General features: G+C 49.6%; 23 protein-coding genes. 1 reads left to right on the top strand and 22 read right to left on the bottom strand.

What is annotated here, in order from left to right; genetic code table 11:
• Positions 1-9 precede the first annotated feature (9 nt).
• From gatA to WC734_04805, 22 genes are all read right to left on the bottom strand, one after another.
• Complete coding sequence (gatA, locus tag WC734_04910) at positions 10-1,479, bottom strand: Asp-tRNA(Asn)/Glu-tRNA(Gln) amidotransferase subunit GatA (protein ID MFA6198458.1); 1,470 nt, start codon at positions 1,477-1,479, stop codon at positions 10-12.
• Positions 1,476-1,805, bottom strand: coding sequence for an Asp-tRNA(Asn)/Glu-tRNA(Gln) amidotransferase subunit GatC (gene gatC / locus WC734_04905; GenBank protein ID MFA6198457.1), 330 nt, complete (start codon positions 1,803-1,805; stop codon positions 1,476-1,478). Before gatC ends, gatA begins: the two co-directional genes overlap by 4 nt.
• Positions 1,806-1,863: 58 nt before the next feature.
• Positions 1,864-3,885 (bottom strand): NAD-dependent DNA ligase LigA, encoded by a 2,022-nt coding sequence (gene ligA, locus WC734_04900; protein ID MFA6198456.1) that lies wholly within the window; start codon positions 3,883-3,885, stop codon positions 1,864-1,866.
• 74 nt (positions 3,886-3,959) lie between these two features.
• On the bottom strand, positions 3,960-4,796 hold the full coding sequence (locus tag WC734_04895; GenBank protein MFA6198455.1) for a hypothetical protein: 837 nt from the start codon (positions 4,794-4,796) through the stop codon (positions 3,960-3,962).
• Positions 4,793-5,440 (bottom strand): type II secretion system protein, encoded by a 648-nt coding sequence (locus tag WC734_04890; GenBank protein MFA6198454.1) that lies wholly within the window; start codon positions 5,438-5,440, stop codon positions 4,793-4,795. Before WC734_04890 ends, WC734_04895 begins: the two co-directional genes overlap by 4 nt.
• Positions 5,440-6,147 (bottom strand): hypothetical protein, encoded by a 708-nt coding sequence (locus WC734_04885; protein MFA6198453.1) that lies wholly within the window; start codon positions 6,145-6,147, stop codon positions 5,440-5,442. Before WC734_04885 ends, WC734_04890 begins: the two co-directional genes overlap by 1 nt.
• Before the next feature lie 2 nt (positions 6,148-6,149).
• The gene (locus tag WC734_04880; GenBank protein ID MFA6198452.1) at positions 6,150-6,875 is read right to left on the bottom strand and encodes a type II secretion system protein; all 726 of its coding nucleotides are present in this window, start codon (positions 6,873-6,875) and stop codon (positions 6,150-6,152) included.
• Between the two features lies 1 nt (position 6,876).
• Entirely contained in the window at positions 6,877-7,632 is a 756-nt protein-coding gene (locus WC734_04875; GenBank protein ID MFA6198451.1) for a prepilin peptidase, read from the bottom strand.
• A gap of 96 nt (positions 7,633-7,728) precedes the next feature.
• Positions 7,729-8,262 (bottom strand): hypothetical protein, encoded by a 534-nt coding sequence (locus tag WC734_04870; GenBank protein ID MFA6198450.1) that lies wholly within the window; start codon positions 8,260-8,262, stop codon positions 7,729-7,731.
• Positions 8,263-8,587: 325 nt separating this feature from the next.
• Positions 8,588-9,007, bottom strand: a complete 420-nt coding sequence (locus WC734_04865; protein ID MFA6198449.1) for a hypothetical protein — start codon at positions 9,005-9,007, stop codon at positions 8,588-8,590.
• Between the two features lie 10 nt (positions 9,008-9,017).
• Positions 9,018-9,563, bottom strand: coding sequence for a type II secretion system protein (locus tag WC734_04860; protein MFA6198448.1), 546 nt, complete (start codon positions 9,561-9,563; stop codon positions 9,018-9,020).
• Positions 9,564-9,662: 99 nt separating this feature from the next.
• Entirely contained in the window at positions 9,663-11,534 is a 1,872-nt protein-coding gene (locus tag WC734_04855; protein MFA6198447.1) for a hypothetical protein, read from the bottom strand.
• A 170-nt stretch (positions 11,535-11,704) separates the two neighbouring features.
• Positions 11,705-12,235, bottom strand: a complete 531-nt coding sequence (locus WC734_04850) for a type II secretion system protein (GenBank protein ID MFA6198446.1) — start codon at positions 12,233-12,235, stop codon at positions 11,705-11,707.
• A gap of 292 nt (positions 12,236-12,527) precedes the next feature.
• Entirely contained in the window at positions 12,528-13,736 is a 1,209-nt protein-coding gene (locus WC734_04845; GenBank protein MFA6198445.1) for a type II secretion system F family protein, read from the bottom strand.
• 3 nt (positions 13,737-13,739) lie between these two features.
• A complete protein-coding gene (locus WC734_04840) occupies positions 13,740-14,813 on the bottom strand; it encodes a PilT/PilU family type 4a pilus ATPase (GenBank protein ID MFA6198444.1) in 1,074 nt (357 codons plus the stop codon).
• Positions 14,814-14,822: 9 nt separating this feature from the next.
• Positions 14,823-15,254, bottom strand: a complete 432-nt coding sequence (locus WC734_04835) for a response regulator (GenBank protein MFA6198443.1) — start codon at positions 15,252-15,254, stop codon at positions 14,823-14,825.
• A gap of 19 nt (positions 15,255-15,273) precedes the next feature.
• The gene (locus tag WC734_04830; GenBank protein MFA6198442.1) at positions 15,274-17,028 is read right to left on the bottom strand and encodes a GspE/PulE family protein; all 1,755 of its coding nucleotides are present in this window, start codon (positions 17,026-17,028) and stop codon (positions 15,274-15,276) included.
• 15 nt (positions 17,029-17,043) lie between these two features.
• On the bottom strand, positions 17,044-17,367 hold the full coding sequence (locus tag WC734_04825) for a hypothetical protein (GenBank protein ID MFA6198441.1): 324 nt from the start codon (positions 17,365-17,367) through the stop codon (positions 17,044-17,046).
• A gap of 12 nt (positions 17,368-17,379) precedes the next feature.
• On the bottom strand, positions 17,380-17,991 hold the full coding sequence (locus WC734_04820) for a hypothetical protein (GenBank protein ID MFA6198440.1): 612 nt from the start codon (positions 17,989-17,991) through the stop codon (positions 17,380-17,382).
• Between the two features lies 1 nt (position 17,992).
• On the bottom strand, positions 17,993-19,114 hold the full coding sequence (locus tag WC734_04815; GenBank protein MFA6198439.1) for a hypothetical protein: 1,122 nt from the start codon (positions 19,112-19,114) through the stop codon (positions 17,993-17,995).
• A 7-nt stretch (positions 19,115-19,121) separates the two neighbouring features.
• Entirely contained in the window at positions 19,122-20,231 is a 1,110-nt protein-coding gene (pilM, locus tag WC734_04810; GenBank protein ID MFA6198438.1) for a pilus assembly protein PilM, read from the bottom strand.
• Between the two features lie 229 nt (positions 20,232-20,460).
• Positions 20,461-24,741: a hypothetical protein gene (locus WC734_04805; protein MFA6198437.1), complete on the bottom strand. Its 4,281-nt coding sequence runs from the start codon at positions 24,739-24,741 to the stop codon at positions 20,461-20,463.
• Between the two features lie 127 nt (positions 24,742-24,868).
• On the opposite strand from WC734_04805, the gene WC734_04800 reads away from it, so the two are divergent.
• A complete protein-coding gene (locus WC734_04800; GenBank protein MFA6198436.1) occupies positions 24,869-25,426 on the top strand; it encodes a LemA family protein in 558 nt (185 codons plus the stop codon).
• Positions 25,427-25,470 lie beyond the last annotated feature (44 nt).

The raw sequence follows: 25,470 nt of genomic DNA, 5'->3' as shown, positions 1-25,470 counted from the left end.
ATTGGCAAATTACAAAGGCAGTTCCGGAACAGTCCGCGTGTGCCAATCGGTGGATTGCTGGTATGCCTCGGCCAGCTGCAGAATCCGGCCTTCGCCCAATTGCGGACCGGTAATCTGCAATCCGACGGGTAATCCTCGAACGAAACCAGCCGGCACTGACACTGAGGGCAAACCGGCTAAATTAGCCGCCACGGTAAGCAAATCCGCCAGATACATAGTTAGCGGGTCGGCAAAACGTTCGCCGAGCTTAAAAGCCGGCGTGGGTGTAGTGGGCGCGACAATGCAGTCAACCTGTTCAAATGCTGCTGCGTGTTCATTGATAATCAGCGTTCGAACTTTTTGAGCCATCACGTAATACGCGTCATAGTAACCAGACGATAAGACAAACGTTCCTAGCATAATCCGACGCTTTACTTCGGGACCGAAACCCTGGGCTCGGGTTTTTAGGTACACCTCGGATAAACTAATTGCTTCCGACGATCGCCGTCCAAAACGAATACCGTCGTATCGTGCCAGATTTGACGACGCTTCCGCCGGTTGAATAATATAATATACCGCTAACGCATCGGTGGAGTGCGGCAGGCTAATTTCCTTCACTTCGCAACCCAACGACTCAAGCTGGGCGACGGCCGCACGAATTGTTGCCTCCACTTCCGGATCCAAACCCAGGGCGAAGTATTCTTTGGGTAAGCCAATACGCAATTTAGGCATTGGCTGATTCAACTGTGCTGTATAATCATCCACCGGAACGTTTAGGCTGGTTGCGTCCATCGGGTCATATCCGGCAATTGCCTTCAACACCGCCGCGCAATCGGCTACGGTTCGAGTCATGATGCCAACCTGATCGAACGATGACGCCAGCGCCAACAAACCGTGCCTGGACACGCGTCCATAAGTAGGTTTGAGACCAACCAGATTACAAAAGGCGGCTGGCACACGAACCGATCCCGCCGTGTCGGTACCGAGAGCAAACGAACAAACACCGCTGGCCACCGCTGCGGCCGAACCTGATGATGAGCCGCCTGGTACGTGATCAAGCGACCAGGGGTTTCGGGTTGGCCCGTAAGCCGAATTCTCACCCGAGGCGCCCATGGCGAATTCATCGCAGTTGGCTTTACCGATCATCACGGCACCGGCCTGGGTCGTCTTGTCCACAACGGTGGCAGAATAAGGCGGCTGATAGCCGGCTAATATCTTTGACGCAGCGGTAGTCTGGATTCCTTTGGTGGCCAGGACGTCCTTAACCGCCTGCGGCACGCCACCCAAAAGCGGCATTGGCCGGCCCGCTGATAGGCCAGCGTCAAAGGCCTTGGCCTGAGCCAGCGCGGCTTCTTCGGTCAGACTGATAAAGGTGTTTAACTTTGATTGCCAGCTCCGCGCTCGCACCAGCATGCGTTCGGTCAACTCAACGCAGGTATAGCGCCGCTTGAGCAGAGCGTCCATTGTCTCGACAACGCTGGGTGCAAATGTTGGAATCATGATGGTTCGGAAGACTGCCCAGCCGGTGGGTTATCCGATTGTGGAAACACTGGCGGGACAACGATAAAATTATTACGATGAACTGGAGATTGAGCAATTATTTCAGCGGCGTTATCCGATGACTTAGCCACGTCCAGGCGAACCGGATGATCGCGGATCGTCAGCTCATTCGCTGGATTCGTGTCAGATATGTCCACCTGGCGCAGTTTGTCTTCATATTCCAAAATCGATGAGAGTTGATCGCGGAACTGGTTTTTTTCGGCCTCGGTCAACTCCAAGCGCGATAGTTCGGCTAAGTGTTGGATGTCGTGGGTATTTAATTTCATAGTTCGGTGATTTTATCACTATTACTCTATTGCTACAATAATTATAAGATAAATTAGCTTACTGGCCGAGTAGCTTTTTAAGCTCCTCTTCGGATATTATTTTTACGCCCAGCTCTCTAGCCTGTCTCAACTTCGATCCGGCTGACGTACCAGCCACAACAAAATCGGTTGATCGGCTAACCGAGCTGGATATATCCCCGCCCGCCAATCGAATCGCCGCCTTGGCTTCGTCGCGAGTGTAACGCTCCAGCGTGCCGGTGAGGACAAATGTACGACCTGATAATCTTTGCTTGTTCGAAGTTGGCGTCGCCTGGATGGACACGCCGCGTTGAATTAATTTTTCAACCAGTTTAACATGTTCCTTTTGTTCGAAATATTTTTTGATACTGCCGGCTACCACCGGGCCGATATCGGGGACCCGGTTAAGTTCTTCCAGCTGGGCATTAATTAATCGGTTGATGAGCTGAAAGTGTTTGGCTAGGGCAATGGCGGTTTCTTCGCCGACATGGCGGATACCTAACGCGTAAATAAACCGTGCCAATGAAATATTTTTGCTGGCCTGGATCGAGTCTACCAGATTCCGGGCTGACTTGGCCGCAAACCGCTCCTGTGCCTCGAGGTCGCCAGTGCGCAATGTATAAATATCAGCCGGGTCCTTGATCAGCTTCTGGTCCAAAAGTTGATCGATAATCTTCGGTCCCAGGCCATCGATATCAAATGCGCCCTTGGAAACAAAATGATAAAATCGTTCGCGCTTCTGGGCAAAGCAACCGGGATTGGAGCAATAATGGCTAACCTCCCCCAATCGGCGCTCGACGGTCGAACCGCAATCGGGACACCGCGCCGGAAAATGGAATACTTTCTCACGACCAGTACGCAGTTTTGGTAGCACGGCCACTATGTCCGGGATTACATCGCCGGCCTTTTGTATAATCACCGTATCGCCGATCCGAACATCAAGACGACGTATCTCATCTTCGTTGTGCAGCGTGGCACGAGAAATGGTTGAGCCGGCCACCTTGACGGGCTTCAGCCAAGCCACCGGCGTTAACGCGCCAGTTCGGCCGATTTGGATTTTGATATCCTCCACTATCGTGGTGCCCTGTTCGGCTGGATATTTGAACGCTATCGCACCGCGTGGCGCCTTGCCGACCACCCCCAACTGACGAACTAAGGGCAGGGCGTTCACATTGATAACTATCCCATCAATCTGATAGGGCAGCTTCGGCCGAGTTTTTTGTATCTCGTGATAATACTTCAATACTTCTGCAATATTCTGACAATGCCGGTTGAGCCGATTTTGTTTGATGCCCATTTGTTCAATCAACTGATGGCTTTGGGCGTGAGTAGATTGACCCAGATCCGTCACTAGATCGTACGCAAAAAAATCTAAACGACGGCTCTTGGTGATATTTGAATCCAATTGCCGCAATGATCCGGCGGCGGCATTGCGCGGATTAGCGAACTCCGCCTCGCCATGTTTTTTTTGGTTGGCGTTCAATCGATCAAACTCGGCCAGCGGCATATAGACTTCTCCCCGGATTTCGACTTCACGTTCGGCCCAGTGTCGAGCTTCGCCGCTTAATGCTTCGTAGCCTAGACGCAGTGGTATGGCCTCAATGGTCTTCAAATTTTGAGTAATATCCTCCCCGACTCGACCGTCCCCGCGAGTCGCTCCGGTGGAAAATAAACCGTTCCGATATATCAGCGTCACCGCTAATCCGTCCATTTTGATTTCCGCGAAATAATCTAAGCGCGTACCGCTTGGTAAGAGTTTCAATATTCTAGCTTCCCACTCTTTCAATTCCGCTTCATTGAAAACATCATTGAGCGATAACATCGGCATACGATGCCCGACTTTATTGAATTCTTTCAATGGCGCACCACCAATCCTTTGCGTTGGTGAGTCTGGCGTTACCAGATCTGGCCATTTTTCTTCCAGTAGGGCCAATTCGTGCTTGAGTGAATCCAACGCCGCTTCCGATATCAGATTGCGGTCGTACACGTGGTACTCAAACCGATACCGGTTTATCTCCGTTTTTAGCTTGGTGATTCGCTGCTTGGCTTCGGTGTGATTCATGTGTTGTTGACCGAAAATGACTTTACCACGCCACGGTTGGTAACATATCCCGCGCTCAGCTGGCTGTGTCCGATCTATTTATTCAGTGCCGTTTCGGAATATAGTACGTATGAATACAGCCCGGATACGGGCACCAGCCAAGGCACGGCGGCACTTAGTGCCTGCTTCGACGAGATAATACCAGCTGGATACTCTCCGACGACTGTTAAAACGATCTGGCTGGGGATGTCGATCACCGTACCGTCGCCCTTTAATGATTGCACCGTTAAATTGGTAATGCTGTGATCCTTGGCTCTAATTCGCAAGTATATGCGCGTCGGCAGCGACGGATCGTTAACATTGACAATATCGCCGGTACAATCTCCGCCGGCATCGCAGGTGCTGGGGTATGGAAAAAAGTCGCCATTGCCTCCATTAAAACCATCTTGTGTCCAACCCACCCACGATACCTGCACCTTGGCTAAGCCGGATGAATCATGCCACCATAGCTGAATTTTTTGCGGTGCATCAGCGGGCAAGCCCGAGATTGGATTATACAGCTCCACCACTACCGATTGTTCGGTGCCGAGGTCGAATTTAACTGTTTCGTTGGCGGTCACGGCGGTTCGTTGCCACACGGCTCGCGGATCGGAGAGAAAATCAACGTCCGGATTGCCAACTCTACCCAATTTATCCAGAGTTTGGTCGATGGTTAAATCATCGTAGCGCGCCTGTTTGATCGTCCACAGGCCCTGGTCGAGCGCACTATCGGCCGCGTAAAAGGATGTAATCGAATAGTTTATATCCCGCGTGGTGTTTACCATGTTCATTATGGCCACCGACAGCCCTACGGCAATAGCTGTAATCAGTGACATAATTAGCAACGCACTGACCAATGTTGCACCATTCTGTTTTGAAGTTTTATAGCTCATCGTTGGTATCTCCGAGTGGTTACGGTGGTTTGCAGGTCAATGCTAGCGCTCCGGCTAAACTCAGCCGTTGGATTCAAGGAGACACTCAGAACTATCGTCACCTGAGGTTGTTCATTCACCAAGACGCAGCGGCCCGATGAGTGACAAGTGCCGGGCGGCTTGACCGGATATGACGCGATGGCGCAATCAGCTGGAGCATTGCATGACTTAATGAAAAACGGATCACTGGATGGACGAATATAGTAGGACACATTATTTACCCAGTCATCATAGGACACTATTTTCACATTATTCAATTCGATGTGTCCTCCCCCGGCTACATGATAGGCAAATTCTAGCGGTTGATCGTTGCTGTTTATTAAATATAAATTTTGTACAGGAAGGTCTAATGCGTCACTGTCTCCGCTGGTAATTAGATACTTCTCGTAATCAATTGAGCCCATTCTGACTTCTCGAGCAATGGCCTCAAGCATGTCGCGCGCATGACTGGCTACCCGCTGATCAGCTTCGACTTTTCGCTGCTGCCTCATGCTGTTATTCATAATGCCCAATATCAAGCTCAGCGCCAAGGCAAACACGGCCATAGCCACTAGGGCTTCGACCAGTGTCACACCTTTTTGATTGTGTCTTAGACGCAACATCATTATTTCCAATTATACAGCTTAGCTTCAACCGATACGGTTCGATTATTGCCGTTATCAACCCACCGTACTTGAGCTTTCACCTGGACGCCAATCTTTGTTGTGCCGGTCAGAGCACAGGTTTGTCCGTCGGCATTCAAGATACTTTCATTACCGACGGCGTCGTAACAAATCGGATAAGTGTATATTTTCCGGGTATATTTGGTAACCGTGGCAGCCGCCGGCACGGCACCAGCATACTGATTGTACAAACCACCCGCCGGAAATCCAGTCGAATCTAGGTAGACCTTCCAGACATCGGCACCAGGAGCCGCAGCGGTATACACCAGACTCCAGGTCAGTGCCGTATCATCATGAGTGGGATAAGCGCCATACAGAGTATTCGTCGCGTCCCATAGACCATCGTCCCATTTGTATGCACTCCCGTCCAAATGTTTTTCGTTGCCCTCGATCTTCAACCAGTTTGAATCGCGAATACTGCGCGCGATTTCTACGCTCTCACGAGCTAGATTTGAAGCGATAATCTGGTCTCGGGAAACCCGAGCGGCAGTTGTATTGGCCAGCATCAGCACCATCACCGACACTATCCCGATCATTAAGACCAGCAAGGCCACCATTGCCTCAAGCAAGCCAATGCCTGATCGGTTTGATCCGATTGCGTTAATACGATGCCTTGATTTACGAGATAGTTTGTTAAAAAGATGCGTCATAATCAATTTGTTGGTGTGGTGTGCAAATTTCCGCCAACTAGTCCGCCATAGATATATATCTCCCCGGCATTGCTCGCTAGTGGCGGGTTACTATTTATGGTGGCTACCGCCATCATTACATCGATACCGCCGTTAAATTTCACCATCGCACCCGAAGCTGTATCGAGATAATACATAACAGTTTCATTTGATGGCACCAGATACACGATATCAACCCGATCAACATCCATAAACACTTGCGGACCTATGGCAGTTCTAATTTTAAGCGAGTCGAATAACCGACCATTCGTAAAAACATTTTCCTCGATAACGCTGTCACGCTTTGGGAACCCCGTGGCAAAAAATGGATCGCAGCCCGGGTCGCCGCCACCGGCGTAACAATTGGGCACCAAGGTTGGATCCGGCGCTCCAGCACCGCTGGGTGGAAAGTCGGCAAAAATGGTGAACTTATTTGGATTAGACGCAAAATCGATTGAGACCCCGTACGATCGCGCGACCGCTGGTGCGCCCAGAGAATCGTTGAAACTTCTCCCACCCAGCACGTAACCCTTTATCTTCTCCATCGAGCTGGTCATAAGTTGCAGCGTGCTTTGCGTTTTGGACCGCTCCTTGCTCCTTTGAATGCTGATCAGGCTGATAGTCGATAACATGGCAAATATTGCCACAACCACCAAAACCTCTATGACAGTAAAAGCGAAGTATTGTTTTGTCCAATTCGATCGCGCCATTCTAACGGGTCAATGATATGTAGTAATCAACCAACTGATTGCCCCAGAAAAAACACACCAAAGCGCCCAGCGTAAGGAATACTCCGAAAGGCAGCCGACTGCGCCAGGTTTTCTTTCCCAGTACGATTAATCCCACGCCGCCGAGTGAGCCCATCACGTAGCTTATAAATAGGGCCGCAACCGTTACCCGCCAGCCTAGCATTAGCCCCATTACCGCCCCGAGCCGAATGTCCCCGCCGCCAATCCACCGGCCATTGGATAGCACAAACTGGAGTAGAAAAAATCCGCCGCCGATGGCCGCCCCGATCAATAGTGTCTGCCAGCTCAAACCAAGCACCAGACCGCCGATCGCGGCTACTAGGCCTGCTGGCAGCATTACCCGATCTAGGATCAAATAATGCTTCAAATCAAAGACAAATACTACCACTAAAAAAGCCGCGTAGACCGAATAGACTACAAACTGATCGCTCAAGCCGAATCTCAGGAATAGACTGGTAAAAATGGCGGCCGTGGCAAATTCTACCACCGGGTACTGCCAGTCGATCGGCTGACGGCACTGACGACAGCGCCCTCGCAGCATCAGAAAGCTGACCAACGGAATCAGGTCAATCACGCTCAGTTGATGTTTGCACTTTGGACAGTACGAACGCTTGCGCACCATACCTTCTTGGGTATGCAGGCGCCAAATGACCACATTCAAGAAACTGCCGATATTCAGACCGAAGATGAAAACGATAACGCCGATTAATACGGTCATATATTGTGTTTGGGTGTCAAATATACGGGTTGATTATACCATTTTCTGAAAAGTATAGCCAGCAATCCTCTCTGATTCTTGATCAAAGTCCCAGTTTTAACTGGGGTTTGCCAGCTTTAGCTGTCTTAGCTGATATGGATCAATCTCGCCCCGAGAATTTTCATTTACATTGATTACTTGCCTTATCAATGCATCAGCCTGTTCTCTACCATAGCGCTTAGCAATGGAAGCGTAACTGGAAAATGGACAATCCCATAAATCGCAAATGCGACCGACTTCTCGATGTTTGAGTAAATTTCCAATAATATATCCCGTTATTTTTAGATCGATAAGTTTATTTTCGATAATCATTTCATGGTGAGTTTGCCAAAATGTTGAATATCTACCTGGAAACGACTTCTTATAATCGTATGATATGCCACCGCGAAGGTACTGTTTGATGCGTGATTTATCTTCTACGTTAATCGTTAACCGTAAATGAAAATGGTTCATGGCTATCGAATAGACAACGCCAGAAACACGATACTTCTCTGTAAGCATCAAAACGCGCTGCAAGACTATTTGTTTTTGTTCGTCGGCTCGAAAATATGGGTAATGCAAAAAGTTGAGCTGGTGAGAAACAGATGGCACTGGTTAAATAATAAACTCATGGTTGTAGCTTCAACAAAACAACGGCTGGTTATCTCCGGCCGCTTTCATACTACTATACTCTAACCGTTTTAATGGTCAAGACATTAATGGCTTCCAGGCTAAAGCCTTATCAACCGGCGCTTCCGCCAAAGGCGGACGGCTTCGCCGAAAGCGCCGTCTTAACGAAATACACGATTTCAAACGCGCAGGCTGGAAGACCCGCGCTCTGCTCTCGTGAAGCTTAATACCTCGTCCAATAACCATCCCGATACCACCCCATAGCGCAGCCTTTCTAGGCTGCGCGTTCTTTACAGTCTACGCGCCCTTACCGTATCCCCTCCGGCGTAATCTTATGTTCGCCTTTGGTTATGCCCTCATAATTCCGTTCCAAAGTAAACGTTACCTCGTAGGTGGTCTTGTCGGGCACCTTGGTAACCACATAATCAAATTTGCCGGGATCGAAAATCTGATTTATATCCTTGTAATATTCTCTCAGACTACAACGACGGACCGATTGTCCGACCTTGTCACAGCCCTTCACCGCCGCGTTGGCATAACTTCGGTCGTGTTGAAACATTTTTTCGAACGCGGTTTGGATCGTCACCGCATCGCTCACCCGCTGGATGTCGCGCGCCCGAACTTGCTCGATACCTATGCGCCATATCCAAACTAGGCCAATAGAAATTGTTATCAGTCCGCAACCTGCCCAGATAATTGCTTGGCGATAGCGTTGGAAGAAGTTCATTCTTGATAACTTATAGATTACCGAGACAAAATGATCCCGCTGTGACCGGGTTGCATACGGGAAGAGCGGTCGGTTCGTCATTAATACTCAACACGCAATCTGTAGCTGGATTGTATGATGCAATTGCGCCATTCAAGCCTCCAGCTGGAGCATTGCCCTCGTAAGTGGTATAAAGCACATATCGACCGCCGGTCGCGCAGTACATATAGCAATCTCCTGATGGCGCGTTGGTGCAGGTACTATTCAATGGCGGAATAGGTATGGCTTGCGACGCCATATATGTGCCTAAATTTTCACCATTACCGCAGGGTGCGGTTAATAGATCGTTCCATACAGTAGTATTGACCAGTGGCACATTACCACCATTGTTGGTACATACTTCAATTGCTGATTGCAGTACGCGGATATCGGACCAGCGCTTCGTATCGCGTGTTTTTTGACGGGCATTATTCAAACTAACCAAGCCTAACGTAGTCAGTAGGGCTACAATGGCGATGGTTACTAAGAGTTCTATTAGGGTAAATCCTTTATTTATTCTATTTGTTCTTGTTTTCATATGTTTATTGTACTACCTAGTTTACGGAATGACAACATAGTGCACACAATGCTAATTATGATAGAAAAAGCGCGGTAAATTCCGCGCATTAGAGACACTTTATCGGACGATGAGAATCTTCTTTGTGCTCCTCCCTCCCGGCGTCTGGATAGTGCCGAAGTATACTCCGGGACCGACCGTCTGGCCGTGCATATTCCTTCCGTCCCACTGCCACTCGTGCCGTTCACCGGCAGTTAATATTATCACCGGCCAACCTTGAACCAGCCGCCCATCAGCCATCTGAATGCTCGCGCGATACGCACCGTTTTGTGGCGTGACCAGGCGCAAAGCGGTGCCGGCTTGCGTCGGATTTGGCATGACGGATAGCATGGCAACGTCTTTGGATAGAAACGGATCGGCAACGCCCGCGGCATCCTGTCGCACCAGATAGATCCGGGTATTACCCAGGATAGTCCGCTGGGTGTCAGCTAGCTTGAACGTCACGCAACTCTCGCCCATCGGGATCAGATCGGTGACGTCGCGCGGCAGTGCCGGCTGCAGGACTGATTCGATTGGCCGGCACAGTGGATAGGCCGGATCGACAACACCCGCAAACCCCAGACCAGTGCTGATGCCATTGACATAGACCTTGTCGTCAGCAATCCACGGTTGCAGCATGTTCTGATCACCGGAAAGGAAGAACCGATCGTTGGCCGTCCGCGTAACCGTCACCTTAGTCGAGACGTAGTAGGCTGGTTCGTCCGGCGGCTGCGGGAATGTATCGGCATTTGCGGTGTAGCGGGTGTCGAAGAGCAGGCCAGACGGGTAGACCCCAATAGTCCGGCAGTCGGCGAAAGCGTCACCATCGAGGCAGTGTTTTCGCATCTTGTGATAGATGTTGTACTCGTTGCCCTGAGTCCCCTCCCAAACCACATGGACGTTCCCCATGGGGTCTGATGCTACCAAGGGATACTCGGAGCACTGGCCGACGATCTTTCGTGGTTGGCTCCACATCAATCCATCCCAACCGGTGTACCAGACATCCCAACACGTAAGCGGATAATCACTGTTTCTGTCCATTACCACGTGCATGTTATCGTCGGGTGAGATGGTTATTTTCGGGTGGCTTCCACTGTATCCCATATAACTAAACAGCTCTACAGCGCTTCCCCATGTTTGCCCGTCCCATTTCTTGTGGAAAACGCCCTGACTCAATGCTGTCCACACCAGGTGGATACCACCACTATTGTCTGCTGCAATGGACGGACTGTTCTGGACAGACGATGCTATCGCTTCCTCCTGCGACCAAGAGGTTTCGTTCCGGTATTTCCAGCGAATTTCGCTGGGCGAATTACCAGCAACCCAGACTATGTGGGTGTTGTCGTGCGAATCAGAGACAATGGCGTATCCTCCGACAAAATAATCCGCTAGCGAGTCTGTGGGTGTCCAGAATGCGCCATTCCATCGTCTGTAATATAGCTTTGATCCATGACCGACCAGCGCAGCGGACCAGATCACGTGAACATTGTTGTCCCCGTCCACCGCAACGGCGGGATATGAGCCTTCGAAAAAATATGCTTGATCCAAATGCTCGAAGTTTCCCCAAGTTCCGGCATGCCACCGGCGATAGCAGACCCGAAAGGCGTTACCACCACAATCACCAGCCCAAACAGCGTGAACGCTGGTGTCTGACCCTGCTGCAACGGAAACTCCGAGTGTACCGCGGGCTTCACCGATAACTTCGTCCTCTGACCACGATCCATTGTTCAATCTCTTGCAGAGTATCGTCGGACATCCATCAGCTTGCCTAGTCCATACGACGTGCACGTCCCCCCGGGCGTCGGCTGAAATTACTGGGCGATAGTTATATTCATCTGACGTAATACACTCATCCGCAGTCCATGTCGTCGCTTGAGCGGCAAACGGCATCAGGCAGGCGCTCATCAGAACGATGACCGCCGCCAACCAAATCCGGCCCACAAAGAACCGCATGGCAGTAGCTCCTTCCGCGCAAATGTCAAAGGTCGCGCCGCTCCCGTTTGGAACAGCCCGTTATTTATATCATATCCGCGTGATTTCATCTAATCATGCTATCAACACCCAACGAACAGCAAAAGAAGGCCAATGATGGCCCCCTTTTGATCTCTCAAGTGTGCGGTAACTTACAATTTACCTAAGCAGAAGTTCGGATCATCGCAGCTGAACGCTGGAACAGCATTAACGACACCCGCATTGGTAACACATTCATTAACTGCGGTGTAGGTAACCAACGCACCATCAACGTCGCCGTTTATGCTATTAGCACCACCTTGTTCATTATGAGATCCAACCAAATATTGAGTACCAGTACCGTTAGTACAGTAGACGTAGCAATCCGTGTCTAATGGGTTTGCGTCAGCGGCACAAGTACTGTTAGGCGGCTGTGGAAGTTGGCCCGATGCCAAGTAAGGCGCCACTGCAGTGCCAACAGTAGTCCATGTAGAAGCGGCTCCTACGACCGGATAGCCACCCAATTCGTTCGCGTACAACTCCAACGCCGACTGCATCGTCCGCATGTCAGCCATACGCTTAGTGTCCCGCGACTTCTGACGAGCGCTGTTCAACGAAACAATCGCCAAGGTTGACAAGAGGCCAATGATGGCAATTACGACCAACAACTCAATCAGGGTAAAACCTTTTCTGTTTTTTTTCATTTTGTCACCCCCTTCCACATAACGCTTTTACATCGCTCTAGAACCGATTTAAAAGCGGGTTATATTTATTATGTTTTTGCTGAAACGAAAGATATACACAGGGTATTATACTATCAATTACATATTTCCGCAATTAATTCTACCTGATAGATATCAATGGCGTGTCAAATGTCTGATTCCGGATTTCAAATCTATAAACAGCATTAACCTCTCAAATCCTAACGTTTCAAACATTGAATAATTCGTATTTGTGAATTTTTTAGAATTTAGAAATTAGTGCTTAGGTATTCTGTTACATGGCACTGGACAGCTGGTACATCGGCAACATGATCGCCATGATCATCACGGCCACGCCGGCGCCCAGCACCAACATGACCATCGGCTCCAGCAGAGCCACCAGATTGCCGATCGTAGCGTCGACTTCTTTGGCGTAAAAATCAGCCAGCTTGCCCATGATCAAGTCCAGTTTGCCGGTCTGCTCGCCCACCGCCATCATCTGCGGCAGCATCTGCGGTACTTCAGTGCTTTTCATGAATACCGTAGCGATGGAGTTGCCATCCTCGACCACTTCGGCCGTTTGTATTATCAGGTCGCGATAAACCGCGTTACCCACGATATCGGCTACAATATTGAGAGTTTTGTTCAGCGGGATCCCGCCCGTTATCAACGTCGACATGCTGCGGGCAAAACGGGTGATGTATATTTTTTGGTTCAGATTGCCAAAAACCGGAAAGTGCAGCTTCAACCGATCCAGCTTTTGTTTTCCATAATCTGAACGAGCCATCGAACGATAACCAACAAACAAACCGGCCAGAATCATCAACACCAGCCACCATTGGTTTTTCATAAATGAACTGATCGCAATCAGTATCCGTGTTGATATTGGCAATTGCACGCCGCTTTCAGACAAGACGGCCGTCAGCTGCGGAATCACAAAAATCATCATCACGATACCCACCGCCACCAGCGCGGACATGATGAATGCCGGATAGATCATGGCGCCCCTGATCCGGCTGTTCAAGTCGTAGTCTTTTTCCATCTGGTCAGCCAAGTAGTTGAGCGTCTCATCCAAACGTCCAGTGGTCTCGCCAGACCGTACCATGTAAACAAAGAAGCTGGAAAATATCTGGGGATACTTACCCAGCGCGGTTGATAATTTCGAACCGCCATCCACCTCGTCGGCGATTTCAGAAAGAATTACTTTAAATGTGACGTTCTTTGTCTGGCGTACCAAGATTCGCAATGCCTGCACGATCGGCACGGCGGTATTTATCATCACGGACAATTGACGGCCGAATATTACCACTTCCCGCATTGGCACCCGATTGAGAAAGTTCAGCGACGACTGAAAGACATTGGTCTTTTGCCGTGGAATCAGTGCTAGAATGATATACTTCTGGTCTTCCAGCATTTCCGCGGCCACGTTTTCACTCGGCGCTTCGATTACGCCGGTTAGGGTGTTGCCTTGGAAATCTTTGGCTCGATAGTCGTATATTGACATGGGTTATACTCTGATCATAGATTTTAATCCGTTCTTATCGACGGCCTGCTCGAGAGCGTCTTCCATCAATACCTGGCCGGATCGGACCAGCTCGACCAGCGAACGATCCATCGAGATCATGCCTTCTTCTCGTGATGTCTGGAGAATGGTCTGAAGCTGGTAGATCGATCCTTCCTTCATAATGGACCGCACCGCTGAAGTAGGCACCAGCACCTCAAAGGCTACCAATTTACCGCCGCTAGAACGACGAACTAAGCGCTGGCTGATTACGCCCTCCAATGCGTCGGCCAGTTGGATCCGGATCTGCTCCTGTTTATGCTGTGGGAAGCCATTGATAATCTTTTCAATTGTCTTATAAGCCGAGTCGGTATTCATCGAGGCGATTACCAGCCGACCGGATTCGACAATAGTCAGCGCCAACTCGATGATAGCCGGATCATCCAGCTCCGAAATCATTACCACATTGACATCTTCCTGCGGAATGTTGCTTAGCGCCTTGATGAACGAACTGGTATCGCGGCCCACCTCGCGCTGTTCGATGATACTGCGCGCATTGGTAAAAACAAATTCGATCGGTCGTTCGATTGTAATTATGTATTCCGATCGGCTTTGATTGATTGTCTCAATTAATGACGCCACGGTAGTGGTTTTACCCGAGCCAAATGGCCCCGTTACCATGACTAAACCGCGCGGTAATTTGACGAAACGATCGACTACCGAGGGTAAGCCCAGCTCTTTGGGTGACTTCACTGTCGGTGGAATATACTTTAACGAAACCGATAAATAACTTTTTTGGTAAAAAATACTGACCTTATAACGCGCCCGATCTTCCAGCGAATAAGTAAAAACCACTTCCTTGTCCGCCTGCAGTTGCTGCCGCTGGATATCGTTAAGTAAAAAATCGGCAATTTTCTGCAGTTCCGACGGGGTCATCATTGGTACATCCGTCAGCGCCTGCAGCTGATCATCGATCCGTAAAATCGGCGGCAAGCCCACGGTCAAATGCATACCCGAAGCCCGGTATTCCGCGACTCGACTAAGTAATTTACTGACTTCAATTTGCGTGGCAGCATCCATGGAATTGGGCTAGTTACTGCGTGATGTTTTTTTTAATACCTGGCGAACTTTTTCGATTACTTCATCGGGTCGGTAATGCACCTTTACCAGATAATCGGCCACTTGATATGTCTTGGCTTTCTCTATGCTAACCTGGTCGCTCAAGTTGGTGAGAAGTATAACCGGAATGTTTCCCAAATTACGATTCTTTTTCAACTCACGCAATACGCCAAAACCATCCAACTTGGGAATCATTACATCGAGCAGAATTAGGCTGGGCTTGGCTTGTTTCGCCACTGCTAGCGCCTGGATTCCGTCGGTCGCTAATGTCACATCAAACTTAGCTAGCGTCAGCTTGGTAATATACATGCCTGACAGAAACGTATCATCTTCGACCAGCAGAATATTCTTCTTTGATTGCCGGCTAGGAAGCTTGACCGTTTTCTTTGATTTGTTAGGCATATGGGTAACGCTGAATAATTTAATCGCGGGTGACTTTCATTACCTCTTCCACGGTCGTATCGCCCTGAATCGCCTTGATATACCCATCCTGAACCATTGAATACATCCCCTGTCGGAGGAATTCCGCTTTAATCTTGTCGGAATCAGATCCGGTTAGAATGATTTTCTTCATTTCATCGGTTATTTCCAGTACTTCACTGACGCATAGCCGTCCTTTGTATCCGGTATTTTCACATTTGATGCAACCACGGCCGACGTAGAATTTCAACGGGCGAGCCATCCGAAAATCCTTGGGTAACGATTCCTTGGGCAGAGCGGATAGTGATTGCCAGACTTCTTCCTCGTATTTTTTTGGAATTGTGATTTCTTCGCGGCAAAAGTTGCATAGGCGGCGCACCAAGCGTTGGGCCATTACCAGATTCAAAGATGAGGTCAGCAGAAACGGTTCGATCTTCATATCAGTCAATCGAGGTACCGCGCCGAAGGCATTATTGGTATGCAGGGTCGACAATACCGTGTGGCCAGTCAAACTGGCGTGGACAGCCAGCTCGCCGGTTTCCGAATCGCGGATTTCACCGACCATGATAATGTCCGGATCTTGGCGCAATATCGAACGCAGACCGCGGGCAAACGTCAGCCCGACTTCTGCGTTTACCTGTGACTGGTTGATGCCTTTTTGGAAATACTCCACCGGGTCTTCCAATGTCACGATATTCACACCCTCTTTATTCAACAGGCGCAGTAAAGCGTAAAGGGTGGTAGATTTTCCGGAACCGGTCGGCCCAGTGACCAAAAACATACCATGCGGCCGCTCAATGTTGCTTTTCATCCGTTCGAGATTCTTGCCCCAAAATCCCATCTTTTCCAAGTTGAGTATGTTGGATGAGGTATCGAGAATTCTCATAACCACTTTTTCGTTGTCTACCACGGGCAGAGTCGAAACACGGAAGTCGACATCCCCATTCTCAAACCGGCGCCGAAATCGTCCATCCTGCGGTACGCGAGTTTCGTCGATTTTTAAATTCGATAGTACTTTGATACGAGCGATAATCGATGAATGAACCGCCTTGGGCAGCAATAATGATGTGTGTAAAATACCGTCAATCCGATACCGTACGCGGGTTTCTTCGGCCATTGGTTCGATGTGAACATCAGATGCTTTTCCTTCAACAGCGTGTTCCAGGATCACATTGACCATTTTTGCGACCGGAGCCGATCGAACAACTTCCTCAAAGCCGTGCTCGGCTAACGAGGAAACCGTGTCATCACGCAGCTCAGTGGATTTGGTACCGCTTAATGCTTCGGCTACTTCCGAGCTTAACGAGTCGTATTGCCGAAGGACAAACTTGTAGCCAACTAGGGATATTACGAAGTATTTGATCTTTTGCCGGTTTTTTCGGGCAATATACTCGACCGCTTCAATGGCTTTGTAGTTGCCTGGGTCGACTAAACCAATGTTTATCGTATCAGCGTCGCGTCCAATGCTGACCATCCGGTAGTTCTCGGCCAGATCGTGAGAAATCATCTCCAATATTTCCCGGCCGACAATCTTGCCCTGCAGGTCGGCATATGGCAGATTGAATGCTTCCGCCTTGGCCTTGAGCAGATCTTCGTCTCGAATCTGCTTTGACTCCTCGATTATCTCAACGACGCTCCGGTTGTTGACCCGAGCCGCTTCTTTCCACTGTTCCAGCTGTTCCAAGCTGGCTAATCCTTTGGCATTTAGAATATCCAGAAAACTGGCACCGGAACCGATCGTTGTTGGGGTTGGCATAATGATGATACGTGATTATTGCTCTGGGGCGACCTGTACGAATGGATTGCTCCGACCGGGGTGTCCAGGAATTAGTGGAAACGCGCCATGTAATTCCAGATTATCCAAACGGGCATCATCCAGCACTTTCGCGCCTAAATCGTTATAAACCGGGAGATCAGACCCCTCTAATATCACATTGCCGGTGGTTAGATTATCACCGGTGGTATCTTTTGAAAATGGCCAGGACAATCCGCCGGTGCCTGTCACGACTAATGTCGCCAGCCCTAAAACAAGCAAAGTAACAATTAGTATCACCGTGCGTTTGTTGTTGGTAAACTTTTTTTGAACCAGAGCCATATGCGAAGACGGTTATTTGTGTTGTAAATAATAGGTATTTAAGTTTAGCGTGATAGATTTTTGCGCTGAATCGTAGCTAACGCTGTTCAGATCTAATATCCTGATGTTCTGTTCCAGCGTATTTAGTATTTCTTTGAACTTTCCATAGCTAATTCCGTCTTCCATATCCAGCCCCATCGTAATACCCATGCGCTGTAATTGTCCGCCGCTCTTGCCGGCCGATTTGATCGCGGGGTCGACCACTGCGCCTTGGGTGGCAAATGCGATCCGGCTGACTTTCAGGTTCATGTCCCGACCCAACTGATCCAACATGACGAATAGTTCTGGTATCTGGCTGTCATCGGGCAGTATCAGATTGGCCAAAGCGATCTTATCCGCGTCAATGCTCCGGTATGACTCCAGCATCGAGTTGATCTTCTTTAGATATTCCGTCCGCCGCTGCAACTGCAGCTTTTTGCTGTCATAGGTCAACAAACCCTGTTTTTGGACGGAGTCGTACTTGGGATATAGCAACCAAAGCCCGCCCACCACCAAAACGACCACCGCTATGCAGATGGAAACAACCCGCGAATTTCTAAACAGTGAGAAGTAGAATAGTTTTTTTACTTGGTTGTTATAAGACATGCTATTGGTTATTAGTTAGGGCTTCGTCGCTGGCTAGCCGGTAAAACACTTTTTCCAAAGTAGTAATCTGCACGGTAAATAAAACGCTCTCAACACCGCTATCTTTATTGATTGTCTTATTACCCGAGTCGATCAGTGCCACCGATATGAAATCACCATTCGCAACCGCTTCACGAAAAGCCAATATCTGCTGGGAAACGGAGTCAAAACTATCGGTGGTCGCGCTGATGGAAAAAGTCGGATTAGTGCCCGGCGTGAAACTGCCGGAAAACGACTTATATTCGACTGATGGCATAGTATATTTTTCCAGCTGAGCAAAAAACTTTGTCCAATAAATATGCTGGTTTAAAATTGAACTGACAGCGTCGGTTTGCGATTTGAACAGTACTGCCTTCTGCTGCTCAGCGTGCAGTGCCAGGATCTTGCTATTGACTTGGTCGATTTCCTGGGTGGTTTGGTTAGCTTGGTCGTATATCCTGTTTTCATACCAGACCAGTCCGCCATATCCGCCGCCTACGATGGCCGCCGAGATAATTAATACAATAAAATATGTCAGTAGTTTTTTCTTGGGTTCCAGGTTATCTATCATATCATCGGGCATCAGATTGACTCCCAGCCAAGATCTGCTCGCTCGATTTTCATCTGATGGTTTTGCTCCAACCCGACCCGTTCTTTTTGCCAACACTTTTTCTTCAAGTATTTTTGTTCCCCGAACCGGATCCGCCTTTGGCGTCGGCTGCGTTGTGTGACGGGAAGCTGCTTCGGCCGGAAATCCGGTTGTCTCATCGGCTGCCTTGTTTTGCGGTTTGACGAAATTGATCACCCCGCTAAGCCAAGAGCGACGACGTTCCGCCGGTTTAGTCTGAATTATTTCGGCAGTTTTTGACATCGGCTTGCTGCTGTCCTTCCCTAAGTTAGCCGGTTCTTTTATGGGTGCCGCCGGCGACTGAGCTGGTTTTGGTTTATCGAAAAAAGTACCCAATGGACTAAGCTTCTTAGCCGGGTTTGGCTCAGGAACCTTTGCTACTGGCGGTGGATTCGTGTAAGCCGGTGGCGGTGTTTTCTTTTCTTTTGGCTTTGGTTCTTCGCCGGTCGTGTTTTGGATCAGGTTTATGTTGGGCATGTGTGTGTTATATTTCTCTCATGGCCAGACCGACCGCTACGGAGAGTCGGGGGCCGAGTTCTTGGAGCACCGGCCGTAGTTCCTCGGGATAGGCAATCCGCGACCACGGATCGCCAATAAATACCCTCATATTGAGCACCTTGGCTAAATATTCCGGCAGCGCTGGCAGAAAAGCTGATCCGCCGGTGAGTACTACTTTTTCAATCTGCTTCATCTGTCCGCCCTGTCCAACTGTCTGGTTCTGATATAGGTTGAAGCAATACTTAATTTCATTGATAATAGAGCTGATGACAAACTCGATTGTTTTTGGGATTTGCTGATTCCCCTCGCCGCTGCTGGTCATGCCGAAATCTCGCTTGAACTGTTCCGCACGGCTGAGGTCAACATTCAATCCATTGGCAATCGTACTAGTAATCGTGGCGCCGCCCACGTCGATACTCCGGTTGAGCAGCGGGATGCTATCTCGTATGACGCTGACATTGGTGTTCATGCCACCGATATCCACCACCATAACGGCCGACTTGTCCTGTCCAATCAATGAGCGCTCGAGCGCGAAGGCTTCAGTCTCGATGCCGACCAGTTTTACATTGATCGTTTTGAAAATATTAACGTAACGCTGAACCAGATTACGCGGTGCCGCGGTTAGCAGAACGCTCAGGTTCTTGTTTGGTGCGGCAGCTTCCTCCGCCTCTCCATTGGCTGGAGCTGGCGCTTTTTCATCCTTGGCCTCTTCGTCGTTCAATAGCTTCCAGTCCAGAATCATTTCATCAATCGGCATGGGCACGAATTTCTTGGCTTCCCATCGCACCGCTGAAGCCAATTCCCGACGCGACATAGCCGGCAGGCTAATTACGGCGCTAAATACGGCAAAACTTGGCAATGCGGCAACTACTTTATTCGATCCGACCCGGGCTTTCTTGAATATTTCTTTCAACAAGGCGACTACCTTACCCTGAACCTCAGCCGAGTCGTTCCGGACAATATTGATTGCTTCGTCGGTATATCCATAAGTAACCAGCTTAGGCTGGCCGCCAGCACCCGACAGCTCGACTATTTTTATGCCAGCGGTACCCAGATCGATACCGACATAACTGTCTTTATTCCCAAATAGTGCCATGAGATATATTGCTTTTTTGGTGTAAGTCTATCCGGCAGGTTAGCCGATCATACATTCATTCCTCGGTCTGCGGACTGGAATATCATGCCGCGATATCGAATCATTTGCGTGCCATCCATCTAAGTATAGCATAAAATCGCAAACTTTTCAAGGCAACACGAGCACGCTGCGCCACTGTCGGCGCTTTCTACTGTTTCGCTCTATCCAACCGGCGTTGCATTCGATCTTGTTACGGAGCAACTGAGGTGATATCCCTCGGCAACGCGGCCGATATTGATGCCATGCCCGGGGGTGTATTGGCTCTTTCCCGACCATCACTGATGAATACTTCAGCGCCGAAGTCGGAAGACATAACGCGTCGCTCGAAATTGAAGGTGCGCGCCATCGCCAATCCATGAACATACAGCGTGGTGCCGCTAGTACTGCCGGTAGAAAAGATGCCGCCATGATCGCCCAATGATCCAAGGCAGTTATTACCCGCTTCACAGCCGATAGCGACATACGCTCCGACCATATTTTCCACTGGGATGCCCAAGCTATCTCCAGCTACAACAACGTTGCCTTTGACAATCCAGCCGACCGAAGCGAGCTGATCAGTCGATGACACGGCGCCGGCGCCATAAGTAATGTCTTGATTTACCTCTAGATCACCCTCAACGATGAATAGTCCGTTGCCAAGTTTCGTATCCGGATTCAAGCCATCACCATTATTGAATTCAATCGGCTGATCAATGACTAACTTACAAAATCTATTACCGCTGCCGATATGATAGATACCGCCGTTTAATACACCCGCATTTAGTACTTGGTCCTTGATATTCGACCATAACATTGTATTGTCATCACATGAATCACCGGCAAATGTATCAACCACCCGCTTGCTGTACTGATTCTTGCCCGGGTCGACGCTGGTGCCCGCACCTGAAGTCTTTTCGGTTAAGCCCGCGTAATCGATCCGGCCAAGAAAGTTGGCATATCCAAAACTCGGTTTTGGCAGAAATATCGAAGCACCGGAACCAGCCCGGACATACTCGGAGGATGACTGACTGGCTTGTGATGACCAGGCGATAATCGACGAACCCGGACCTGTTTCTAGGATAAAGGTGGCATTATACCGGCCGGCTGGAGCGGCACCGCCCGTCTGGCCAATGTTTTGGAGCGAATAGACATCGCCAAACTGCGTTTGAGTCCAGGGCGTGACCATTGAAACATTGCTGAAATCTACCCAACCAAAGCCAACATCGTTGGTATAGGTTGTAAACGGCGCCACATAGTCGGCTCCGGTTTCACAGTTGGTTCTCGATATCGGCAAGCTGGTAATTCTGAAATTATCGATTGGCACTGTCTGACCGTTTCGAGCTTGGAATCTGAAAGTCGAAACGCTTTTTTCTATGTACACCTGGTGATAAAAAGTACATTCCTTAGCGATCGGGGCTGGACCGGCGTCCGATAGGTCAGCGGCGTCCAGCTGATCAATTCGGCCATTGGGACCATTAACCACAATACTGGCCAGTTCTGGGGTGGCATTATTCGTATAGCGGCCCTGGAATGAAATGTAATAATACCCATCAGTCAACCCCGATAAGGCAGGAATATTCGCGGGTATGCTGAACCACTTGGGCGTGGCATTCTCGATCTCGCAGGCACCGGTAGCTGTACCATAATACGTCGCATTACCGCACAGCTGAACCGCTGACCCGTCGGTGGCGCGCCAACCATCAAGTCTGCAGTCGACCAATGAGCTGCATGAATTGCCCGCCGTGAAGCCAATACTAGCCTCGGCTTCGACCGCGCCGCTGTCATAGCCACCTGCCCGCAGCTGATCTGGATCCAGTGTGATGTCCCCGCCCGCCGACCAGGCGTAGCCGTGAAACTGACCTCGGTCAGCACCAAGACTCTCCATTGACACGCCCCATTGATTACAGGTAGTGCAGGTCTGGCACACCGGCAGGCACTCGTTCGAACCGCCGCCGCAGCTGCCAATTAAATTAGTACAGTCAATACCGGTTAAACGGCAAGCACGGCGCATCTCGCAAGTACCCTTGCCGACGCTGAAGCACTCTAGGTTTGAAGAGCAGTACATCGGATAATTCGGGCCGTCTCCCGTACAGCGGCCGCACTTGGTGCACATATTGCAGGCATAGATCGGTGGGTTGTCATTAGGCGCCGGATACAGAGCTACGTCAGTCTCGCAAATCCGGCAATTCTTACCAGACGCATCATCCGTGCAGTCATAGCAACTACCAACTCCTTCTCCACCCAGCGCAGAATTCGCGGCTCCGCCCCGGAGACTCAACCAGCCCCAACCTGGGTCAGCCTGAGCCACACTGCATGATTGTGCTTGTGAGTCGAATTCGTACGGCCGGTTGCCATATGTCCCTATAGCGTGAGCCATATTTGATTGGTCCATCACCATTTGGGTTATCTCTACTAGGACTCCAGTGCCTAAAGCATTTGCCAATAGATTTACAGCCGAACCGGCCCAGGGCTGACCGATCACTATTTCCCTGTGGTTGACTTTGTTTCCATAATAGAATGTAGCAGGATCTTCGTTATGCCATTCGTAGGAAACATGAGCAATATAGTCCGTGCCAATGGCAATTTTTGGCATACGACGAGGATCGTAGGAGGAGGCGGGCGGGCCATCCTGCGTACTATTGCTTACATCGCTCACTTTCTCTTCGGCCAGCCAGCCAGCCTGATCAGTGTGGCGCACATACGCAACATCATGTAATGCGTTCGGTAAGGCGGGCAGGGTCCAATGGGTTGTGTCAAACACGATATGAGGTTGAGCGGCTGGATCGACAGCTATATCCGGACTGCTTACCTCATAGTTCGCCGGATCGCTAACCTGAACCGCCGCGCCCCAAGAACCAAGTGTCTGATCATACTTGTTGTAGTATATTTGAGCATCGCTATCATTGTAGAATGCCACATGGAAGTTGTTTGTATAATCCGCCGCTACCACCGGCACGTATGCGGTACTGCCCGGCATCGGACTGTTTACATTTGTCCAGATATTAAATTTATCTTTGATACGCGCGTAAATCTGACCGTCACTGCTCTGATAAATCAGCATCATGTCGCCATTTGGGGCAATGGCAACGCGTGGGTTTGCGGACGGACCAGCTAGAGTAATATTTGTATCCCCAATCCAGTTGGCAGCTAGCGTACAATCCGATGTCATCAAACAATATTGATAATGCATGATACCATCACTGGTATTCACGTAAACCAGGTGAATTTTATTCCCCTGGACTACCATATCCGGGGTGGTGGCAGAAACTATGCCCGCTGCGGTCGAGATATCGACACCGTCACTGCCCGACCAAATTCCCCTAACCCGTTGACGATACATAATTTTATTGCCGGGCGACACCCAAACCGCGCGAAGCGTTCCATCGGGCGGCGCTGCAATTCGCTGACTTATTGAGCCCATAACACTGCTGACCTCTTCCTTGGGATTCCAATCACGTTTGAAGCTTGGACATTGCAGACTCTTGCCATAGTTTGCCAGAGTAGCACTGCGCGCCCAGCCCAGTACTTGATCCGTCATGGTATCCACGTAGGCGATGTCGGCTACGCCCAGATTGCTCTGGCAGGTGCAATCCGCCAAGCGACAAAATTGACTCGCGGAACACATTGAATTAGTTGGTTCGCATGCCGGTGTGGCGATGTTTCCATCACAGGACACTCCCGCCGGTAGGCCAGTACTGGGATATGGCCCCGGATCATCAAATCTGATCCAGCCCAGCACTGTATTGTCGTTTGAGTTGTCATTATCATCCTCACTGGTCCCAAACCAGGCATAGCCGCTCAACTCGGACCGGTTGACGCTTCGCCAGTACAAAGCCAAACCGAAATCAACGCCGGTATTGATAGTCGGATTGTAGCAATTGTCAGATGGATCATCACCCGACGTTTGGCAATTAAGACTTAGCCAGCCGGGAGCAGCATCAGTCCCCGGTGCCACACTTGCGCCAAACCAGCCCCAGCCGATGACATCAGAAGAAAATATCTCTAGGGTATGAGCCAATATCGGATAGAGAGTTTTATTGTATATTTTAGTCCCACCAGGCGGATCCGGAACTAGTTGATCGATCAATGACATGTCATAGTATCCCACATCCCGCAATGGAGAAAGATCAAATTCTACCCAGGCTTTAGTACGACTGTTGGGTTCGCTAGTAATTTGGTAGGGCCAGGCGGAAACAGTGTAGGTGCCATTGGAAAAAATAAATTCATCGTCTTCTTCCATGCCGCAACCCTTGATTGTATACGTAACCGTAGCGCCAATCGTAACGGGGCCTGGTCCGACGATTTGTTCAAATGTTTTGTTTGGATTACCGTTTAATACGCTGCATGGAGTCGCCGCCTGGCTGATTCGGATATACAAAACCGCGACCCCTACGCCAACTACTAGCAATATCGCAAAATAAAAAACCTTTTGCCGGCTAAGGTTCGTCATAAAATATGATAGGTTACTTTTTTTGCTTTTCTTTATTTTCATTGGGTGATGGGCTAATATTTTGACAGCCTGGTACCCACATTATATAATTGAATTGGGTTTTGGTAAATGACTTAGTAGATTTTACCATAATCACACAGCAGTGTCAAATAACTAATAAGCAAACAAGATGCCTACATTTCTCTGGGTTATCATCGTCATCATCTTCTGCCTCGTAGCGTGGTTAATTGCCGTCTACAATGGTTTAATCCGTCTCAAGAACCAAACCGATGAAGCCTGGTCGGACATTGATGTCCAATTAAAGCGCCGGTATGACCTGATTCCGAATCTAATTGAAACGGTCAAGGGGTACGCCACCCATGAGCGTGAAGTATTTGAGAAAGTGACCGAAGCCCGCACCGCTGCCATGGGCGCCCAGGCACCAGCTGACAAAGCGCAGGCGGAAGACGGCCTGAGCGGAGCCTTGAAATCATTGTTCGCCGTGGCTGAAAACTATCCCGAGCTGCGCGCGTCTGAAAATTTTGCCAAGCTGCAAGACGAGCTGTCCGACACGGAGAATAAGATTCAGGCGTCGCGTCGGTTCTATAATGGCAATGTGCGTGATTTTAACATTCAGATCCAACGCTTCCCAAACAACCTGATGGTTGGTTCGCTTGGTTTTAAAGCCCGGGAATTCTTCGAAATTGCCAACGAGGCTGAACGAGCCGCACCCCAAGTAAAATTCTAGTAAAACATTTACCCACTGGATAATAGTAAAGGCTGGCAACAGCC

This window comes from Patescibacteria group bacterium, from assembly GCA_041661625.1.
In the GTDB taxonomy this organism is placed as follows: domain Bacteria; phylum Patescibacteriota; class Patescibacteriia; order JAHIZJ01; family JAHIZJ01; genus JBAZUB01.
This window is presented reverse-complemented; position numbering and strand designations above follow the sequence as displayed.

Bases quoted from the DNA above. Each gene is read 5' to 3' on its own strand.
- WC734_04865 (MFA6198449.1), bottom strand. From the start codon at position 9,007: ATGAACTTCTTCCAACGCTATCGCCAAGCAATTATCTGGGCAGGTTGC.
- WC734_04830 (MFA6198442.1), bottom strand. From the start codon at position 17,028: ATGCCAACCCCAACAACGATCGGTTCCGGTGCCAGTTTTCTGGATATT.
- WC734_04860 (MFA6198448.1), bottom strand. From the start codon at position 9,563: ATGAAAACAAGAACAAATAGAATAAATAAAGGATTTACCCTAATAGAA.
- WC734_04855 (MFA6198447.1), bottom strand. From the start codon at position 11,534: ATGCGGTTCTTTGTGGGCCGGATTTGGTTGGCGGCGGTCATCGTTCTG.
- WC734_04820 (MFA6198440.1), bottom strand. From the start codon at position 17,991: ATGTCTTATAACAACCAAGTAAAAAAACTATTCTACTTCTCACTGTTT.
- WC734_04845 (MFA6198445.1), bottom strand. From the start codon at position 13,736: ATGTCAATATACGACTATCGAGCCAAAGATTTCCAAGGCAACACCCTA.
- ligA (MFA6198456.1), bottom strand. From the start codon at position 3,885: ATGAATCACACCGAAGCCAAGCAGCGAATCACCAAGCTAAAAACGGAG.
- WC734_04815 (MFA6198439.1), bottom strand. From the start codon at position 19,114: ATGCCCAACATAAACCTGATCCAAAACACGACCGGCGAAGAACCAAAG.
- WC734_04825 (MFA6198441.1), bottom strand. From the start codon at position 17,367: ATGGCTCTGGTTCAAAAAAAGTTTACCAACAACAAACGCACGGTGATA.
- WC734_04805 (MFA6198437.1), bottom strand. From the start codon at position 24,741: ATGAAAATAAAGAAAAGCAAAAAAAGTAACCTATCATATTTTATGACG.
- WC734_04800 (MFA6198436.1), top strand. From the start codon at position 24,869: ATGCCTACATTTCTCTGGGTTATCATCGTCATCATCTTCTGCCTCGTA.
- gatA (MFA6198458.1), bottom strand. From the start codon at position 1,479: ATGATTCCAACATTTGCACCCAGCGTTGTCGAGACAATGGACGCTCTG.
- WC734_04885 (MFA6198453.1), bottom strand. From the start codon at position 6,147: ATGACGCATCTTTTTAACAAACTATCTCGTAAATCAAGGCATCGTATT.
- WC734_04850 (MFA6198446.1), bottom strand. From the start codon at position 12,235: ATGAAAAAAAACAGAAAAGGTTTTACCCTGATTGAGTTGTTGGTCGTA.
- pilM (MFA6198438.1), bottom strand. From the start codon at position 20,231: ATGGCACTATTTGGGAATAAAGACAGTTATGTCGGTATCGATCTGGGT.
- WC734_04840 (MFA6198444.1), bottom strand. From the start codon at position 14,813: ATGGATGCTGCCACGCAAATTGAAGTCAGTAAATTACTTAGTCGAGTC.
- WC734_04895 (MFA6198455.1), bottom strand. From the start codon at position 4,796: ATGAGCTATAAAACTTCAAAACAGAATGGTGCAACATTGGTCAGTGCG.
- WC734_04890 (MFA6198454.1), bottom strand. From the start codon at position 5,440: ATGATGTTGCGTCTAAGACACAATCAAAAAGGTGTGACACTGGTCGAA.
- WC734_04835 (MFA6198443.1), bottom strand. From the start codon at position 15,254: ATGCCTAACAAATCAAAGAAAACGGTCAAGCTTCCTAGCCGGCAATCA.
- WC734_04880 (MFA6198452.1), bottom strand. From the start codon at position 6,875: ATGGCGCGATCGAATTGGACAAAACAATACTTCGCTTTTACTGTCATA.
- WC734_04875 (MFA6198451.1), bottom strand. From the start codon at position 7,632: ATGACCGTATTAATCGGCGTTATCGTTTTCATCTTCGGTCTGAATATC.
- gatC (MFA6198457.1), bottom strand. From the start codon at position 1,805: ATGAAATTAAATACCCACGACATCCAACACTTAGCCGAACTATCGCGC.